Origin of the sequence: Neorhizobium sp. BETTINA12A (assembly GCF_023006485.1) — a bacterium.
Taxonomy (GTDB): domain Bacteria; phylum Pseudomonadota; class Alphaproteobacteria; order Rhizobiales; family Rhizobiaceae; genus Neorhizobium.
Window position 1 is genome coordinate 16,322 of the sequence record NZ_JALBGW010000040.1, and the last position, 17,847, is coordinate 34,168.

Sequence of the window (17,847 nt, forward strand, 5' to 3'; positions counted from 1 at the left end):
GAGTCGTGAGGGCGACGTGCCTGACGGAATGATGGGGTGGGGTTTTGGACAGTATTTCATCGAGCTTGGTGCACTGGGGGATCGCGACACGCGACACGGTACTTTCCGCCGCGTCGTTGTTACGGCTTCCCCAGTCACCGGGGCTTTTCAGCCTTTCACTCGTTATTTTGCTCGGAGTGCTGGCGCTGGCATTTCTGCGCTCAGTGTTCCATCGCAGAACGCTGATAATCGACGCCACCAGTTTGGTGCGGCGTTACCCGGACGCGGAGGCACTTCGTAGAAATGTCGGGGAGATCTCAGCGCAAATGGCGACCTGGAAAGGACGTGACGCGCAGCATCTCGCGGAGACCTGGAAAGAGTTTCAGGAAACGACGCTTGAGCCGAAATCTGAAACCGGCACTATCCAGAACGCTATCCGCCCGTCGGTGTTCTTCAATCTGGAAGACTTGGGTTTCGGTGTCGCGGGGTGGCGCTTTTGGCCCGGGCTGTTTGTATCAATCGGACTCGCGGCCACATTCCTCGGCTTGATTGCCGCGCTCCAGGAGACGGGTGAAAGCCTCAAGGCTGGTGGGGACCAAGCCAATGTCATGATGGCCCTGACGCAGCTACTGACGGTCGCTTCGGCCAAGTTCATCATGTCGCTGACAGGTCTGGTATGCTCGATTATGTTTACCGTCATGCTGCGCCTCGTAACCCGCTCTCTGGATCATGCGATCCGGAGGTTGACGCACGAAATTGAGCGTCGGATGCGGTTTGTTAGCCTCGAAGACATCGCGGAGCAGCAGCTTGCCGTGATTATCGAGCACTGCGACCAGTCCAGACGGCTCAACGACGAACTTATTACCGCGATATCGGAGCCCCTGCAGAAGGCAGTCGGATCAAGCGCCAGCCAGGTGGATCAGATGGTGAGCAAGCTGGCCACCTCGTTGTCTGACGGGCTTGTCGCGGCGATGACTATAACGAGCGACCGCCTGGAATCGGCATCATCGAAGCTGGCGGGGCTGGCGAACGAGATAAGTTCGGCGGCTGCAAAGTTCTCGACGGCGGCCGAACGGACGGCCGTCGGTCTCGATGGTGCTGCGCAGAGGCTTGAGGTCGTCTCGGAAAAGCTTTCGAACGCTGGGAGTGAGCTTGCCGATGCCGCCGCACCAATGGCGAGGACTGCATCGGAAACGGCTTCGGCCACCAGACAGATCGCGAATGCGAGTTCCGAGATGGTCGACGCGGCACGAACTGCAATCACCTCCGAAAAAGACGTTGCCGTGATCGCGCTCAATACGATTAGGGAACAGATAAAGACGTTTGAGGCCAGAGCCGCCTCCTATGATGGCCAGTTGGAGAAGGCGTTCTGTTCATTCTCTGGTGAGATCGCTCGTTCGATTAGTGAGGTCGAGAACCATTCGAACCAGGTCCACGGGAAGTACGCGGACGCCTTGGCGACCCTGCAGGCGGTCATCGAAAATGCGAAGGCATTTCAGCCTGAAAGCCAGAGGCCGACTTCGTGAGAGGCTCCAATCGCGCCCATAAGACAGAGGAGGAAGAGGAGTCGGTCTTCGTCTCGATGGCCGACATGACCATCAGTTTCCTTTTCATCCTGATGATCCTTCTCGCATTTTTCGCGAGCCAATTCAGTGTCCAGGATACTGTGCCGAGAACTGAATACGATCAACTCAAGCGAGAGAAGGATAAATTGGAGGATGAGGTGAGGGCGGTCGCGAAGATCGTCGATGCGCCAGATCTTTCAGTTGTCGGACATGTCCAGGGAATGAAGGACGAACTGGAACGACTGCGTCGCTTGCTGAACCGGCCTGATCTACCCAACGCCATGGAAGCCTACAATACGGCCGTCGCTGAGACCCGACGAAACCTCTTGGCTAATCTGAAGGACCGCATCAACGAGCAGATTCCCGGCGTCAACGTAACGGTCAGCGCGAATTTCGATGCTCTGCAGTTTCGCGGGGATGGGCTATTTGACTCAGGAAGTGCGACGGCGACTTCTGCTGGCGAGAGCCGGATGCGCCAGATTGCCGGAATCCTGGACGCCACGCTTTCCTGTTACGCCGTGGGACCGCGAAGGAATTTCCGAGTGGAATGCAACCCCGCTTACGCGCTCATCGACGCCCTGCAGGTTGAGGGCCATACCGACAATGTGGGCACTGACACATTGAATATGGATCTGAGCGCCAAACGGGCAGCTTCAATCTACGCTCTAATGACCCAGCAGAAGCCCGATCTCGTTCAATTTCTCAATCGAAACTCTCAGCCGGTTTTGTCCGTCGCCGGCTTTGGGAAGGGCAGGCCGATGCAGGACAACCAGACAAAGTCAGGCCAGGACGCCAATCGGCGGATTGACCTGCGCTTCATCATGGTTGTCCCATCAAGGGAGGCGGACATCGAAGGCATCAAAAGAGCGCTAGCCGGGAGCCAATGAGATGTCACTTCTGGATGCCCTCCGGTCCCGGCAGAGAGTAAAAACCCGAGATATATGGAATACCGAGAAATTCGATTCCGCGGCATTCGCCGTCAGCGTTGCTTTTCCTGGCTATGAGAAAACTCCCACGCTGTCGCTGGATGAGGTTATTTCCCGTCTGGAGAGCGGCGTGGAGCGGTGGAATTTCGACGATATCAAAATCGGCGACGTTGCCTTGGCAATCAAGGCTGCGTTTTCGCGCCAAGTCAAAATCTCGAACTGTGTCCGCGACTTTCTTCGCGGTGAACTGGATGTCACGACGAATCCAGTATTTCTCCAAGCGCTCTGCGAAGTCTATTTGGAATTTTGGGAGCGCGGTGCGGCCGAGACCGCGTGGATCGCCAAGGTGGTGCAGGATCAGGCCCGTTCTTTGCCTCCGAACTGGGTAAGATGCTTCCGTGCGCTACCGGACCTGCTGAATCCGGCGACAGCGCCCGAATTGATCGCCATGAGGATGGTTGCGGAGAAAGACGCGTTCCAATGGCTTCTATCGCACGGCATTGCTGCGCCACATTCGGGGGAACTGATGCGGCTTTCGCATATCGCGTGGCTGGACGCGCTGCCCGAGCCGAAGACCGTCGAACAAGTCCAGAATATATCAGCTTGGATGCTTCCAGTTGGCCGCCCCCCTCTTGAAGGTGAGCCCGCTGCCAAATGTGTCGAAAAGCTACTGCAGCCGTGGCTGAAGGTGAAGCCAGACAGTGATGTGCAAACGACACTTCTCGACAGCTTGGTTCAGACCTATGGCGATCCCCGAAACCAACGGGCCGAATTCTGGCCTCTGGTTTCACTGCCCCACCGTAGGGTGGTCATCCGTTGGCTCGCGGGGCAAAGCATGGATGCGTTGCTCTCAATCATCACCCAGTCCACCCTCAATCACATGTGGCCGCCGCGTCATAGTTTTTGGAAAGGCCTCTACGACAAGGGGCTTATTGACGAGGCGTGGGTAGCCCTTTCCCCATCCGCTCGAGCAGACGCCGAAGCCATGTTTCAGAAAACCGGCGACCCCGTTTATACAATGACAAGCAAACAGGTTGCGCGCACTCGGAAGGACACCTGTCTGCTTATCATGCGAATTGGGCGCTACACGGTGTTAGAAGGTTCGCATAGCTACCGGCTTCACGTATTCCACTCGACCGATCAGGCGGCCCCAGAACTCTATGAAGATGAGTACGATGCGGAAGCGTTGACCCTGGAAGTCGGTCACCGAGACACGTGCACGCATGATGCATACGGCCAATGGATGAGGTGGGCGGAACAGCGTTTGCTAAGGTGAGTCAAGATTGAGGACGGAGCGCCAGCGATTCACGGGCTCCAATTCGCCTCATTGGACGCCAAAAAACCGCCCAGGTGATATCGCTTGGCCCTCTGACCCGCATTGCGTCTCCACAGGGTTCCTCGCCGCTCACGCTCAACGCACGAAGACACTCATAGCCATTTTATGGCGCGCTGTCGCTGCCGGCGCGCCTGAACAAGTTTCCCGAAGCGCGAGGCGTCACTTCACTTGCCGCGGCTTTGAGGACCGTTATAGCTCTCGGAGACGCTGAATTAAAGGATGCCCGAACTCGGGCCAGCTCTCAGCGCAAATCAACACGTCTTATGGCATGATGTTGCGCAGGAAGTTCTGCGTTCGCACCTGTGCGGGCGCATCGAAGAAGACATCTGGCTTACCGATCTCGACGATCTCGCCGCCGTCCATAAACACGATCCGATCCGCCACCTTCCTGGCAAATCCCATTTCGTGAGTGACGACGATCATGGTCATGCCGTCGTCGGCCAGGGCCACCATGGTGTCGAGCACCTCCTTGACCATTTCCGGATCGAGGGCGGAGGTAGGCTCATCGAAGAGCATGATCTTAGGCGTCATACACAGAGCCCGAGCGATTGCGACGCGCTGCTGCTGTCCTCCCGACAGCTGACCAGGAAATTTCGCGGCTTGTTCGGGTATTCGCACCTTGGCAAGGACGCTCATTGCGCGCTCCTCCGCCTCCTTTCGAGGTGTTCCGCGCGACAGGATCTGCGGAAGGGCGCAGTTCTCCTTCACCGTCAGGTGCGGGAATAAGTTGAAGTGCTGGAAGACCATTCCCACGTCGCGGCGGATGGCGTCGATGTTCTTGACGCTGTGGTCGAGCGGAATGCCATTTACGGCGATGTGTCCACTCTGATGCTCCTCCAGCAAATTGATACAGCGGATCAGCGTCGATTTGCCTGAACCGGAAGGACCGCACACGACGATGCGCTCCCGCGCTGCAACGTCGAGTCGGATGTTCTTCAGCACCTGGAAGGTCCCGTACCACTTGTCCAGTGCCGATATCTGGATCGCTATTCCAGCGTCTGCGGTCATCGATAGCTCCTTGATTGAACCCGGCCCTCCAGCCAGCGGGAATAGTTCGAGATGCCGAAGCAGATGAGGAAGTAGACGCCCGCCACGAAGATGTAGCTTTCAACGTAGGGAGCAGGCCACTGCGGATCGGTGGCCGCGACCCTTCCTGCGCTCAGCATGTCGAAGACACCTACGATCAGAACAAGACTGGTGTTCTTCACCATGACAATCGCAGTATTCGTGAGCGGCGGGATTACCTTCTGCAATGCCTGCGGCAGGACGATGTGCCAGGCGATTTTCCACGACGAGATACCGAGCGCCCTAGCGGCCTCTGCCTGTCCGGGTGGGACCCCCTGGAGACCGCCGCGTATGACTTCCGCCAGGTAGGCAGCAGCGAAGACGGTGAGGGCGGCAAGCGTCCGACCAAGCTTGTCAATCGACCATCCGGCCGGCAGCAGCAGCGGCAACAGTATAGAGGCGACGAACAGTAGCCCGACTAGAGGGAGCCCTCTGACTAGCTCGATCGTCAGTAACGAAAGAAGGCGGGGGACCGGCAGTGTTGAGCGTCTGCCGAGCGCCAGGGCTATGGCAAAAGGAAATCCCAGACCGAGGGAGAGAAGCGCCAACAAAAGTGTAACGGGAAGTCCGCCCCATGCGGAGCTCGGCACGTTGCTCAAACCGAACATGCCGCCCCACATCAGGACTAGCATGGCAGCGATCGCTGTCGCCCAGACGTAGACAAGCTTCGCGCCCCATAGCCGCGGCGAAAGCGATCCCAGAACCATCACGAGTATGAGCGCCATCACTAGCATGGGACGCCACTGCTCGTCGGGCGGATACGTCCCGAAGATAATGAACCGGAACTTTGCCGCAATGAAAGCCCAGCAGGCTCCGCCTTCGCGGCACGCAGGAGGATCAGCGGTAACCCACGTGGCGTTTATGACAGCCCAGTTGATGGCGGGAATGAGCGACACGAGCAGGAAGCCTGTGAGGACGGTGAGGCAGCTTGCAGTCAGGTCGCCGAACAAGAGCGCTATCAAGGACCGTCGGTTGCTCTTCGGCGGCGGCGAATACTTCGGTGAGGTGATTTCAAACGGATTTGTCTCGGCGATGGTCATCGGGCCTCCACAAGCGCCACGAGCGCATTATACCAGTTCATGAACAGGGAGACGGCGATACTCAGTGTCAGGAAGACAGCCAGAAGGATCGCGATGCTCTCCAGCGCCTGCCCAGTCTGGTTGATGACCGTACCCACGACGAGCCCGAGCTCCGGATAACCGACGGCCAGAGCCAAGGTCGTGTTCTTGATCGTCGAGAGGTATTGGGAGGTCATCGGCGGAATGATGATGCGCAGCGCCTGCGGGATAATGACCTTGGTCAGCACATGCCGCTCGGAGAGACCTACCGCGCGTCCCGCCTCCCATTGCCCGACCGAAACGGCGTCTATGCCGCCTCTGATGATCTCGCCGATGAAGGCGGACGTGTAGATGACGAGCCCGATCATCAGGGCCGCGAACTCAGGGCTCAAGCGGAAGCCGCCGGTGAAGTTGAAGCCTTTCATCTCGGGAACGCTGACGTCGCCACTAGTTTTCACAGCGATGAAGACTCCCGCGATCAGAAGCACGGCGAATAAGGGTGCGACCGAAAGGCGATACCCAAGCCGTATGAGCACCTCGTGCAGGTATTTCCTCAGCACGTACGCCAACAGGATGACGACAGCGAGGGCGAGCAGCATCGCCACGCTGGATCCTGATAAGTGCACCGACGGAAGATACAAGCCACGCAGCGAGAGGTAGACGCCGGGCAGCGGGTTGAATGCCTGCCGGGGAGCCGGGAGCATGGTGGTTGCAAGGGCGTACCAGAACAGCAGATGCACGATGAGTGGCATGTTTCTGGCGGTCGTGACAAACACTCCCGACAGGTAGGCCGTCAGCGGATGCTGGGAGCGTCTCGCCAATCCGACAATGAGACCCAGAAGAGTGGAAAAGAAGATGGCGATGAGCGAGATGACGATCGTGTTTCCAAGCCCCGTCACATATGCCCAGAGAAAGCTGTCGGAGGGATTGTACGGAAACACGCTTTCCGAGATCGGGAAGTTCGCCTGACGACCTAGAAAGTCGAAGCCGACCTTGATGCCGCGTGCTTGCAGGTTCTCGATCGTGTTGGTCACTAGCCACAGGACAAGGGCCGTGAAGCCGCCGAGCAGGACGATCTGTCCCGCCCAACTCCTGAAGCGTCTGTTATCAAGCAAAACCGTCAGCATCTCGAGCTCCTGCCTATTGGAAGGCCATTGGGAACATCAGGCCCCCGTCAGTGAAGAGCCTGTTTGGGCCACGGTCGAGTTTCAACGGGCTTTGTTTGCCGACGTTGCGGTCGAACATCTCGCCGTAGTTTCCAAGCTGCTTGACGATGTTATAGGCAAACTTGTCGTCCAGACCGAGCGCCTTGCCATTGCCTGGCTCGACGCCGAGGAAGCGCTTAGTGCGGGGATCGTCCGATTCCAGCATCTCGTCGACGTTGGCCTGAGTGATCCCATAAAGCTCCGCATTGAGAAGCGCTTGGATCGACCAATTTACGATGTCGAACCAGTTGTCGTCGCCGTGCCGGACTGCGGGAGTAAGGGCATCCATGTATTTCGTGGCCGGAAAGATCATATAGTCGTCCGGATTCTTCGATTGTGTAGCACGGACCGAGGCGAGTGCCGAAGCATCAGTGATCAGTGCGTCGCAGCGACCTGAGAAGAAGGCTTGGCGGGTGGCCGCGACGTTGTCGAAGACGACCGGCTTCAGCTCAAGCTTCAGCTTGGATGAGACGTCGTTGACCACGACCTCCGTCGTCGAGCCGGTCTGGACGCAGACAGACGCGCCTGTCATTTCCTCGACCTTCGTGACGCCTGACGACTTCGCCACCATGAAGCCGGTGAACTCGTAGTAGTTCGGCGTCGTGAAGTTGACGCCGTTGGCGTCGCGCTGCAGTGTCCATGTAAGCGTCCGCGGAAGAACGTCGATTTCGCCCGTCTGTAGCGCCGGAATCCGCTGCTGTCCGCTGAGCGGCACGAACTCCACCTTGTCCTTGTCCCCGAAGATGGCGATGGCCACAGCCCGGCAGGTTTCCACGTCGAGGCCGCGCCAGTAGCCCTTGTCGTCTGGCGCTCCGAAGCCGACGGTGCCCTGGCTTGCGCCGCAGACAACATGCCCGCGTGCCTTCACCTTGTCGAGCGTTGGTCCCGCAAGGGCCGTCGTTGCGGAGAGTGCGATCGCAAGCACTGCAATACTAATCTTCCAGTTGATCATGTTCTTGTTCCCTTTGTTATTGATCGAGTTGGTGATGCTGTTCAGGCAGTCTTTCCCGTCGGCGGGGGGCAGAAATCACCTCAACAATAGGTTCGAGGTCCATCCAGAGGTCGTTCTCGTCCTCAAGCCCGACATTGATCCGCAGGATCGTGCCGGCGTGAGCCGTGGGATCTGCCGCTCGAGTGATTGTCATCGGTGCGAGAAGACTGTGAGTGCCGCCCCACGAGGCCCCGATCGAGAACGTTTTGGCGGCCGTCAGAAGGTCAGACAAGGCACCCTCGGCATGAGGAGGGATAACGACGCTGAACACTCCGCTTGAACCGCCAAAATCCCGCCTGAAAAACTCGTGTCCCGCCGCCCCAGACAGTGCCGGGTGCAACACCAGGCCCTGAGGCAGCCGGCTTTGCATTCTCTCAGCGAAATCGCGTGCTACCCGGCCGGAATGAGCGAGACGGACCCCCATGGTTTCCATTCCTCGTAGCGCGAGGGCGCAGTCGTCAGGCGAGACGCCCATGCCGATCATGCGCATGGTGTCCTTCAGCTTCTTGTGGAGCGCTATGTCCTTGACGGCGATCGAACCCATCAAAAGGTCGGAATGGCCACCTACATATTTCGTCAGCGCCATAGAGGAGAAATCCATGTCATGGGCGAGAGGTTTGAAATAGAGGGGCGTGGCCCAGGTGTTGTCGCAGCCAGTCAGCACCCTTCGAGCCTTCGCCACCTCGACGATGGCTGGGATGTCCTGAACCTCCATGGTCGTCGAGCCCGGCGACTCGGTCCAGATGAGCTTAACGCTGTCGTCGATGATGTCGGCGATCTTTCCACCGATCATCGGATCGTAGACCCGGTAAGAGATGCCGCGCGGCTTCAGATAGTTCTCGCAGAAACCTGCGACGGGCGGATAGGCGCTGTCTGGAATTAGTACGGTGTCGCCGGGCATCAGCACCGAGAGGAAGACGACCGTGATGGCAGCTTGACCGGAAGGTACGAGAACTGTCCGCAGCCCCTGCTCAAGTGCTGTGATCGACGCTTCGAGCGTACGGGAGGTCGGTGTCCCATGAAGGCCATAGGTATAGCCGTCGGGACCGCGTTTCGAGCGGTCGGCATAGGCCTCGGCGCTGTCGAAGACGATGGTGGATGCCCTGTAGGTCGGGGTGGCCAGGCTGACAAAACCTTCATGGGAGACTTCAGGTCGTTTTACGCAGAGCGTCCGGTCACGCATTGTATGTCCTCGTTCGATTTCCGAGGAAAATCTGGCACGGCAATGGTAGAAGGACAATTGACCGCAGCGTCTAGGTCCATACGCAAACCTTATAGGATGGCAGGGTGAACTTCAGGCAGATCGAAGCCTTCAGGGCGGTCATCATGTCGGGCACGGCGTCGCGAGCAGCAGAACTGATGGGAGTTACCCAGCCTGCCGTCAGTCGGTTGATCGGCGAACTCGAGACAGCGGTTGGGTTTCCGCTGTTTGACCGCGTGAAGGGGCGGCTGATTCCGACCCCTGAAGCCGAGATCTTTTATCGAGATGTGGAAGCGAGCTTCCGAGGTCTCGACCGGCTTCGATCTACGGCGGCGCGTATTCGGGACTTTGGCTCCGGACACATCCGCGTCGCCAGCCTCGCTGCGGCCGGCTCGACCATTGTACCGCGAGTTGTTCGCAAGTTCAGGGACGCATTTCCCTCCGCGATTGTTACCCTCAGCATCATGAGTTCAGCGTCTGTCCGAAACCACGTCGTGGACGGGGAATTCGACCTGGGGCTCGCCGCTGACGAGGTCGATCTGTCGGGTGTCGAGCATCAGGTGTTTGGAAGCTTCCCGGCACTCTGTGCGATTCCACCAGGACATCCTCTCGCGGAGAAGAAGGTGATCCATCCTGCGGATTTTCATGGAGTTGATTATGTCGCCCTGTCGCCTGAAGACCGAGCGAGACTCCAATTCGACAGGCTCTGCGAGGAGGTAGGTTCCAAGCCCAATCTTGCTATTGAAACGCCCTTTGCCATCACCGCCTGCACGCTTGCCCTCGAGGGAGTCGGCGTCGGCATAGTCAACCCGCTGGCGGTGGACGGCTTCGCTCAGCGTGGCCTCGTACTCCGGCCCTTCGAGCCGGCGGTCTACTTCAAGAGTTATCTTCTGTTTCGGCCGGACATGCAGAAAGCAAGACTCGTCCGAGAGTTCGTCGCCGCGCTACTCGAGGTCAGGAACTCCCGGAACTTTATCCGCCTGAATGTCTGACGATAGATACCTTTTAGATCAGAGAGGCATGCTGCGGATTTTGCCGAGAGGCTCGGCCCGATCCTCAGCGCAGCGGGCCTTTTAGGCTGCCATCCGCGCCGATAAGGGGACAGCGACATCGTGTGGCTGATGTGACAATCCCCGTCTTCAGATGGCTGTTTTGCCGCGCGCACCATCCAGCCGTCGATGACTTTCCGCATCTCAGCAGTTGACCCCGTAGTGCTCGTGATACTTTCGGTAAAGGCGGTGATGTAGGCGTGCATGGCGATATGGCTAATCATGACGACACCATTGTCGAAGTAGCGTCGCCCAATGCCGATGGGCTGATCCCTCTGGGGATCATGAACACCAAACAGGCTCTCTGCGGCCGGTTCGCTGCACAATTAATCTATTTCGAAGCGAGGAGACCGGGATCCTTTCGGACGGAGGCCGATGTGTGCTTGCGCGCTCATGGTTCGCTTCTGTAAAGCTTTGATCTACTGAGATGAAATGCAGATCGGATGGGGTCACGATCAGCGCCGTGCGGGTTGCGGGAAAATCCTGCAGGACAAACGTGGCGACGGCATCCGGTGGCGTAGGCGCAAATCGGCAAAGGAAAAATGCATGAATCCGTTTGTCTTCAGTACGACTGCACAGATCGTCTTTCGACCTGGCGCTGCAACTGCGATCGGCGATCTCGTAAAGCAGAAGCTCGGCCGCCGTATTCTCTTCGTGACAGACCCCGGATTGCGACGGCTTGGCCTCTGTGAACCTGCTCTCGCGTCTCTCACTGCCTCCGGCATCGAGACCACTGTGTTCGATGGAGTCGAAGCCGACCCATCGCTCGCGACCGTGATGGCTGCGGCAGGCGCCGCCAAGGCTGACAATGTCTCCGGGGTCATCGGCTTCGGCGGCGGTTCTTCACTTGACGTGGCCAAAGTCGTCGCATTGCTTTGCGGTTCAGGTGAGCCCCTCGACGAGGCGTGGGGCGTGGGGAATGCGAAGGGGCCGCGGCTGCCACTGGTTCTTGTTCCCACCACGGCTGGAACAGGATCGGAGGTCACCCCGGTTTCCATTATCACGGTCGGCGGCGACGAGAAGCGTGGCGTGTCGTCGCCCATCATCCTGCCCGACATCGCGATCCTCGATCCCGATCTGACCTTAGGCCTTCCCGCTCACATAACGGCCGCCACCGGCGTCGACGCCATGGTTCATGCGATCGAAGCCTATGCGTCGAAGAGCGCGAACAACAATCCTCTTTCAAAGATGCTTGCGCGTCTGGCGCTGCAGCTTTTAGGTTCGAATATCGAGAAGGCAGTCTTTGACGGAAAGGATCGTGCCGCCCGCGGCGCAATGCTTCTCGGCTCGATGCTGGCTGGACAGGCCTTCGCGAACTCTCCTGTCGCGGCGGTTCATGCGTTGGCCTATCCGATTGGCGGAACCTTCCACATTCCCCACGGCCTTTCTAACGCGCTCGTGCTCCCGCACGTCCTGCGGTTCAACGCGCCGGACGCTGCGTCGATATACGCGGAGATCGCAGCCGACGTCTTTCCGGAACTCGGTTCGGAACAGGGACACCAGCGACGATGCGCCGCTTTCATCGAGCGACTCGCCGGGTTGTCGCTTAAGCTCGGCCTTCAGCCGCGGCTGCGCGACGTGGGTATCGGAGAGGAGCACCTGGTCGGAATGGCGCGGGACGCCATGAAACAGACCCGGCTTCTCGTCAACAACCCCCGCGAGGTCGGCGAGGCGGACGCCCTCTCGATATACAGGGAGGCCTGGTGATGGCGGAACGGACAACTCCTGAACGGTCCAGCCCAAAAAGCCCGAACAAGTGCGATCATGCCCCTGGTCCTCGTCGGCATCTTTCTGAAGCGCTATATCGTCAAGAGGCTGACTGCAGGCGCCGTCAAATAAAATGCCGATAGGGAGGACATCATGCTTAAGAACATTCATCCGGCGTTGAACGCCGACGTGCTGCACGCGCTCCGCTCCATGGGGCACGGGGACACGCTGGTCGTCTCCGACACCAACTTCCCGAGCGACAGCGTCGCCAGGCAGACGGTGGTCGGCCGCCAGCTCAGTATGGCCAATCTCCCGGCACCGCAGGCGATCCGTGCCATTCTCTCGGTGCTGCCGCTCGACACGCCGCTCCAGAATTCTGCCGGGCGTATGGAGGTCATGGGCGCGCCGGGCGAAATTCCGACGGTGCAAAGCGAGGTCCAGGCGGAGATCGACCAAGTGGAAGGCAGGCCTTCACCCATGTACGGCATCGCGCGCTTTGATTTCTACGATCTGGCCAAGAAGGCCTATTGCGTGATCTCGACTGGGGAAACCCGCTTCTATGGCTGCTTCCTGTTCACTAAGGGTGTCATTCCACCTGTAGGCGTGTGAGGTATGGGCATGGGAACCGGAATTCCATTCTCGGAATTTTCGTCGCCGACACGGCCTGCCTCGCGCCGAGAATTTCAGCCGTGAGCGAGATTATAGCCGGCACCGGCTTTTGCGAAAGGTCAAAGACTATCGCAGTGTGGAAGTATCCGCCTTGCCCGGATATGCAGTCGTCTCGATCAACCGCGATTGCGAAGCTTGGGGAAAAATCTCCTGTCGGTCCGAATTTCGGACTGTATCGCGATTTGGGGAGCGTTCGGCGGACAATGGAATATTCGCCGGCTCTATTGCCGGGTCGGTCGCGGCCCGAGTACCCGATCCTGAGGTGCGCCCTTTTATAGCCACCGCTCACTAAACGAGGAATCGGCGATGTTCTTGTCTCGACGTTCGTCGGGATAAAGCCGCAGGCGTTAGCCTTTTACGCTAACTTCAGCGGTTAGGCGACACGATAGCTGCGTCAGGAACGGGCGGCAGTTGCCCGGCCTGCTTCGCTCGATAGACACGAAATAAGAGCCGGCCACGACGGCGCCTAGCAGGACTATCCCACCAGCGCCAATCCCCGCTCGGCGACCAGCAATTCTTGATTTAGTTGTCATGCCGCCGAACGTAGTTCACCAGCGAAACCCCCGCTAGGTCACCTAAAGTAGCAGTGTCTAGCTTTCTTTCGGGGATGCCCATCGCTCTTGGTTGAAGGCCAGCCGTATCAATCCTGCGATTAGACAGCCGGGAGCTACTCGTCTGGCGGACAGGCCAGCTGCCAACTGTTGGTCACTACGAAATCCGCCGGCACATGGCGAGCTTGACAAACGGAGAAAACCCAGCGACGCTAAATCTAGCGAGCGCTCGGTATAATTGGGCGCTTGATGACCGGAGGAGGCAGGCGCGTCGCGCCTGTTCGGTTGCACTCGGGAGGAAGATTGATGACCAACAGGATTTTGCCTGCAATTCGCCATGCCCGCCCCATCGGCGGGATGATTTTCTGGGCCGTTCTGGCCTTTGGTCTCTGTGCCGCCGTTCCGGCGAAAGCCCAAGATAGCAAGCCGGTTCGCAGGGGCGCGATCACTGTCTCGCAGACGGCGGATGCCCAGCCACGCAACATCCTGACACTGCGTGCCGGCAATTCGCCTTGGGTGAAGAACGTCTTCGAAACGCTGACCCAGACCGACCCCAAGACCTTCGAAGTCAAACCCCTGCTCGCCAAGTCCTGGAAAGCGGCCGCCGACGGACTCTCGATGGAAATCGTGCTGCGCGACGACGTGACCTTCCATACCGGCCGCAGGATGACGGCCGACGACGTGAAGTTCACGCTGGAGACCATGGCCCTGCCGGAAACCGCCGCCCAGGTCGGCTTCATCGCCAAGGAGTTCCAGAGCATCGATGTCACCAGTCCGACGACGCTGACGATCAAGTTCAAGAAGCCGCTCGCCAACATCTTTGACCTCTTCGAAGAGGCTAACGTCATCGACAAGGAAACCTATACCAAGCGCGAGGACGGCTCCCAGGTGATCGGCACCGGCCCGTTCAAGTTCGCCAAATGGACGCCGGGCGCCTCGATCATGCTGGAGCGCTATACCGGTTACCGCGACAGGAACCTGCCTTATCTCGACTCGATCGAATTCGCGATCATCACCGATAGCACCGCATCGGTTTCGGCGTTACGCAGCGGCCGTTCCGTCATGGCGACGGGACTTTCGCAGAACGACCTCGTCGAATTCGAGGGCAACCCGCAATACCAGTTCCTGAATTCAGGCGGGGCTATCTATCCGTTTGGCGTCAATGTTACCAAGGCGCCGTTCGATAAGAAGGAAGTGCGCCAGGCACTCGGTTATGCGATCGACCGCCAGCGTATCAACGAACAGGTATTTGGCGGTATCGGTACTCCGACCGATCTCTTCTGGGGTGTCGGCTCGCCGGGTTATGGTGAGGAGCAGGCGAACCGCTACAGCTATGATCCGACGAAGGCCAAGGCGCTGATCGAAAAGGCTGGCGCCACGGGTGCCAAGGTGCCAATCATCGTGCCCTCCATCCCGGCGAATCGGAGCATTTTCGAGATCGTTCAGAACAATCTCAAGGAAATCGGGCTTGCGCCGGAAGCAGTGGTCCTCGACGTTGCGGATTTCGACAAACGGCAGGTCGCCGGGGATCTCGGCCCCGCATTCCTGCTGATCCACGGCCAGGTCGGTTTCAGCACAGCGACGCTGCTTTCCTCGCTTCCCTCGCTCCGTCAGGGAAACCCGTCTGGCTTCTGGTCCGACCAGTATGTCACGCTGCGTAACGCGGTGACGGCGGCCAACTCGCCTGATGCAACCGACAAGGCAGTCAAGGCGCTCTCCGACTACATGCTCGATGAGGCCTTCAGCCTGTCGCTGTTGCAGACACCGGGCCAGACCATCCTCTCCGACACGCTAAAGGGCGTGAAGGCGACGCTCCGCTCGCAGATGCTCTACGGCGAAGCTTATCTGGCCGAGTGAGATGCTGACCTTCCTCCTCAAGAAACTCCCGTCGGTGGTGGTGGTGGCGATTGCGAGTTCTCTCATCGCCTTTATTCTGCCACGGATGGCGCCCGGCGATCCCGCCGTGGCACTGGCGGGATCGGATGCAAGCCCCGAACAGTTCGCCGCGGTGCGCGAACAGATCGGCCTCAACGGGCCGCTCCACGAGCAGTATTTCCATTGGATGTGGAACCTCCTGCATGGCGATCTCGGACGCTCATTTGCCATGCGCCGCCCGGTCTCGGCGCTGATCATGAGCAGGCTGGAAAGCACGGTCGAGCTTGCGGCGCTGGCGCTGATGCTGATGATCATCATCGGCTTCACGCTCGGCATCCTGTCGGCAACGTTGCGCCATCAGTCCGCCAGGGCAGGGCTCGACATTCTCAACACCATCTGTCTGGCGACGCCGCCTTTCCTCACCGGTCTGCTGCTGATCCTGCTGCTCGGCATCGCCTTTCCGATCCTGCCCGTCAGCGGCGAGATCGGCCTGCTGCGCGACCCGTTGAAGGGGCTGCAATTCCTCATCCTGCCGGCCTTCGCACTCGCGTTGCCGCAGGCGGCGGTTGTCGCCAGGCTTTTGACCACAGCGATCAATTCGGTGCGCGGTGAAGACTTCATCGATCTTGCCAAGGCAAAGGGTGTGCCGCCGGGCCGGCTAATGCGCCGCCATCTTTTGCGCAACAGCCTCGGCCCGGCGATCGTCGCAATCGGGCTTCGGGCCGGCGAGCTCCTGGGCGGCGCGATCGTCATCGAGGCAATCTTTGCCCGGAACGGGCTTGGCCAGCTTGCGGTCTCCAGCGTCCAAAACCGTGACTATCTGGTGCTGCAGGCGCTGATCCTCGGGGCGGTTCTGGTTGCAGTGCTGATACAGCTTTTGTCCGAAATCACTATCGCGGCGCTCGATCCGCGCATCCGGCTGGAGAGTTGACCATGGCCGCACCGCAATCGAAATTGATCCATCGCCATTGGTTCAATCCGTCGATCGCCGGCTACATGCAGGCGTTCACCACGACGCGCGGCATTGTGGCGCTGACGGTGATCATTCTCATCTCGGCGCTTGCCTTTCTGGCTCCGTTTATCTTTCCTCTCGGCTACGACATCCAGTCCCGGGAATCGTTGCGGGCACCGTCGCTCGTGCATTTCTTCGGCACCGACGAACTCGGCCGCGATCTTTTTGTGCGCAGCATCTACGGGCTAAGGTCGGACCTGACGCTTGTTTATTGTGCGGTGCCTGTCAGCATGGTGGCAGGCACGCTGCTTGGGTTGATCGGGGCAGTTTCGCCAAGACTCGGCAATTTCGTGCAGCGTTGCCTCGATATCATCGTGGGCTTCCCGGGGCTCATCCTCGGCATCTGCGTCGTGCTGGTGCTCGGCGCCGGTTGGACGGCGCTGTTGGTGGCGATCGTCATTTCCGGTCTGCCAAGCTTCGGACGCCTTGCCCGCGCCACGCTGCTCGCCCAGCAACAGCGGGAATACGTCATCGCGGCTCGCACGCTGGGCGTCGGTAAATGGCAGATCATGGTCCGCCACATCTTGCCGAACGCCATCGACCCGATCATCGTACAAGGCGCCGTCTTTGTCGTTTCGGCGATCTTCATCGAGGCGGCGCTCAGCATCGTCGGGCTTGGATTGCAGCCGCCGGAACCGTCACTCGGAACGCTGCTCAACAACGGCATGCGTTATGTCAGCCGTGCGCCGACTTATGTGCTCGGTCCGACCGTCATCCTCATCCTCGTCGCGCTTGCCTTCAGCATGCTGGCCGACGCCTTGAACGATACGGTGAACCGCAAATGACCGACATTTCAGTCCAGTCCGTTGCGCCGCTGTTGAATGTCGAGGGCCTGTCCGCCTCCTTCGCCGGCCGGCATACGAATATCCGCATCATCGACAACGTCTCCTTCGAGGTGAAACCGCGCCGCGTGCTCGGCATCGTTGGCGAATCCGGTTCCGGCAAGTCGGTCACCGTACGCTCGGTCCTCGGCATGCTGCGCCATCCCGGCCGGATCGATACCGGCAAGGTGATGTTCAACGGCCGCGATCTCGTCGGCCTGCCGGAAACCGAGATGCGCAAGATTCGCGGCAAGGATATCGCCATGGTCTTCCAGGACCCGCAGGCGGCCCTGAACCCGGTGATGACCGTCGGTGAACAGATCGCCGAGGCGCTTGTGGTCCATGGCGCAGGCCGGGCGGCGGCGCGCGAACGGGCCCTCGAGCTGCTGCGGCAGGTCGGTATTCCGGATGTGGAGCACAATGTCGACCAGTACCCGCACCAGTTTTCCGGCGGCATGCGCCAGCGCGTGGTGATCGCCATCGCGCTTGCCAACAAACCTTTGCTGCTGATCGCCGACGAACCGACCACCGCGCTCGATGTGACGATCCAGGCGCAGATCCTGCGGCTTCTCTGCGACCTAAAGGACGAGCTCGGCCTGTCGATCATCATGATCACCCACGACATGGGCGTGGTGGCCGAACTCTGCGACGATCTCGTCGTCATGTATGGCGGCCGGGTCATGGAACGCGGCAGAGTAGCCGATGTCTTCTCCGCACCGCGGCACCCTTATACAGCGGCACTGTTGCATTCCGTGCCGCGCATCGACAGCGATACCGGCAGCCAGCTGCGCGCCATTCCCGGCTCGCCGCCGACGCCGGCGCGGCTGCCATCCGGCT

General features: G+C 59.5%; 16 protein-coding genes. 10 read left to right on the top strand and 6 right to left on the bottom strand.

The genetic code is table 11. The features are described from left to right. Nucleotides 1-44: 44 nt before the first annotated feature. The 3 genes from MOV61_RS12995 to MOV61_RS13005 are packed head-to-tail and all read left to right on the top strand — an operon-like array spanning nucleotide 45 to nucleotide 3,746. Complete coding sequence (locus MOV61_RS12995; protein ID WP_247136855.1) at nucleotides 45-1,505, top strand: methyl-accepting chemotaxis protein; 1,461 nt, start codon at nucleotides 45-47, stop codon at nucleotides 1,503-1,505. 56 nt (nucleotides 1,506-1,561) lie between these two features. After that, nucleotides 1,562-2,431 (top strand): OmpA family protein, encoded by an 870-nt coding sequence (locus MOV61_RS13000; protein WP_247136856.1) that lies wholly within the window; start codon nucleotides 1,562-1,564, stop codon nucleotides 2,429-2,431. 1 nt (nucleotide 2,432) lies between these two features. Continuing rightward, a complete protein-coding gene (locus tag MOV61_RS13005) occupies nucleotides 2,433-3,746 on the top strand; it encodes an EH signature domain-containing protein (protein ID WP_247136857.1) in 1,314 nt (437 codons plus the stop codon). 321 nt (nucleotides 3,747-4,067) lie between these two features. Here MOV61_RS13005 and MOV61_RS13010 read toward each other — a convergent pair whose 3' ends face one another. The 5 genes from MOV61_RS13010 to MOV61_RS13030 are packed head-to-tail and all read right to left on the bottom strand — an operon-like array spanning nucleotide 4,068 to nucleotide 9,308. Continuing rightward, on the bottom strand, nucleotides 4,068-4,814 hold the full coding sequence (locus tag MOV61_RS13010) for an amino acid ABC transporter ATP-binding protein (RefSeq protein WP_247136858.1): 747 nt from the start codon (nucleotides 4,812-4,814) through the stop codon (nucleotides 4,068-4,070). Continuing rightward, nucleotides 4,811-5,911 carry an amino acid ABC transporter permease gene (locus MOV61_RS13015; RefSeq protein WP_247136859.1) on the bottom strand — a complete coding sequence of 367 codons (1,101 nt, stop codon included), beginning with the start codon at nucleotides 5,909-5,911 and terminating at the stop codon, nucleotides 4,811-4,813. Before MOV61_RS13015 ends, MOV61_RS13010 begins: the two co-directional genes overlap by 4 nt. Continuing rightward, nucleotides 5,908-7,056, bottom strand: a complete 1,149-nt coding sequence (locus MOV61_RS13020) for an amino acid ABC transporter permease (RefSeq protein ID WP_247136860.1) — start codon at nucleotides 7,054-7,056, stop codon at nucleotides 5,908-5,910. The genes MOV61_RS13015 and MOV61_RS13020 overlap by 4 nt, the downstream gene beginning before the upstream one ends. A 13-nt stretch (nucleotides 7,057-7,069) precedes the next feature. Then, the gene (locus tag MOV61_RS13025) at nucleotides 7,070-8,086 is read right to left on the bottom strand and encodes an amino acid ABC transporter substrate-binding protein (RefSeq protein ID WP_258718881.1); all 1,017 of its coding nucleotides are present in this window, start codon (nucleotides 8,084-8,086) and stop codon (nucleotides 7,070-7,072) included. A gap of 16 nt (nucleotides 8,087-8,102) precedes the next feature. Beyond that, complete coding sequence (locus MOV61_RS13030; protein WP_247136861.1) at nucleotides 8,103-9,308, bottom strand: PLP-dependent aspartate aminotransferase family protein; 1,206 nt, start codon at nucleotides 9,306-9,308, stop codon at nucleotides 8,103-8,105. Nucleotides 9,309-9,412: 104 nt separating this feature from the next. On the opposite strand from MOV61_RS13030, the gene MOV61_RS13035 reads away from it, so the two are divergent. After that, the gene (locus tag MOV61_RS13035; protein WP_247136862.1) at nucleotides 9,413-10,318 is read left to right on the top strand and encodes a LysR substrate-binding domain-containing protein; all 906 of its coding nucleotides are present in this window, start codon (nucleotides 9,413-9,415) and stop codon (nucleotides 10,316-10,318) included. On the opposite strand, the gene MOV61_RS30585 is transcribed toward MOV61_RS13035, so the two are convergent. Further along, nucleotides 10,210-10,599 (bottom strand): SCO family protein, encoded by a 390-nt coding sequence (locus tag MOV61_RS30585; RefSeq protein ID WP_408962379.1) that lies wholly within the window; start codon nucleotides 10,597-10,599, stop codon nucleotides 10,210-10,212. The genes MOV61_RS13035 and MOV61_RS30585 overlap by 109 nt on opposite strands. A 322-nt stretch (nucleotides 10,600-10,921) precedes the next feature. On the opposite strand from MOV61_RS30585, the gene MOV61_RS13040 reads away from it, so the two are divergent. The 6 genes from MOV61_RS13040 to MOV61_RS13065 all read left to right on the top strand — a co-directional run. Continuing rightward, nucleotides 10,922-12,082 (top strand): iron-containing alcohol dehydrogenase, encoded by a 1,161-nt coding sequence (locus MOV61_RS13040; protein ID WP_247136863.1) that lies wholly within the window; start codon nucleotides 10,922-10,924, stop codon nucleotides 12,080-12,082. Between the two features lie 153 nt (nucleotides 12,083-12,235). Continuing rightward, complete coding sequence (locus MOV61_RS13045) at nucleotides 12,236-12,691, top strand: RbsD/FucU family protein (RefSeq protein WP_247136864.1); 456 nt, start codon at nucleotides 12,236-12,238, stop codon at nucleotides 12,689-12,691. Nucleotides 12,692-13,608: 917 nt separating this feature from the next. Further along, entirely contained in the window at nucleotides 13,609-15,159 is a 1,551-nt protein-coding gene (locus MOV61_RS13050; protein ID WP_247136865.1) for an ABC transporter substrate-binding protein, read from the top strand. 1 nt (nucleotide 15,160) lies between these two features. Next, a complete protein-coding gene (locus tag MOV61_RS13055) occupies nucleotides 15,161-16,108 on the top strand; it encodes an ABC transporter permease (protein ID WP_247136866.1) in 948 nt (315 codons plus the stop codon). Between the two features lie 2 nt (nucleotides 16,109-16,110). Beyond that, nucleotides 16,111-16,974, top strand: coding sequence for an ABC transporter permease (locus MOV61_RS13060; protein WP_040124734.1), 864 nt, complete (start codon nucleotides 16,111-16,113; stop codon nucleotides 16,972-16,974). After that, nucleotides 16,971-17,847: ABC transporter ATP-binding protein (locus MOV61_RS13065; RefSeq protein WP_247136867.1), on the top strand; the 877-nt coding region annotated here is incomplete at its 3' end. The genes MOV61_RS13060 and MOV61_RS13065, both read left to right, overlap by 4 nt.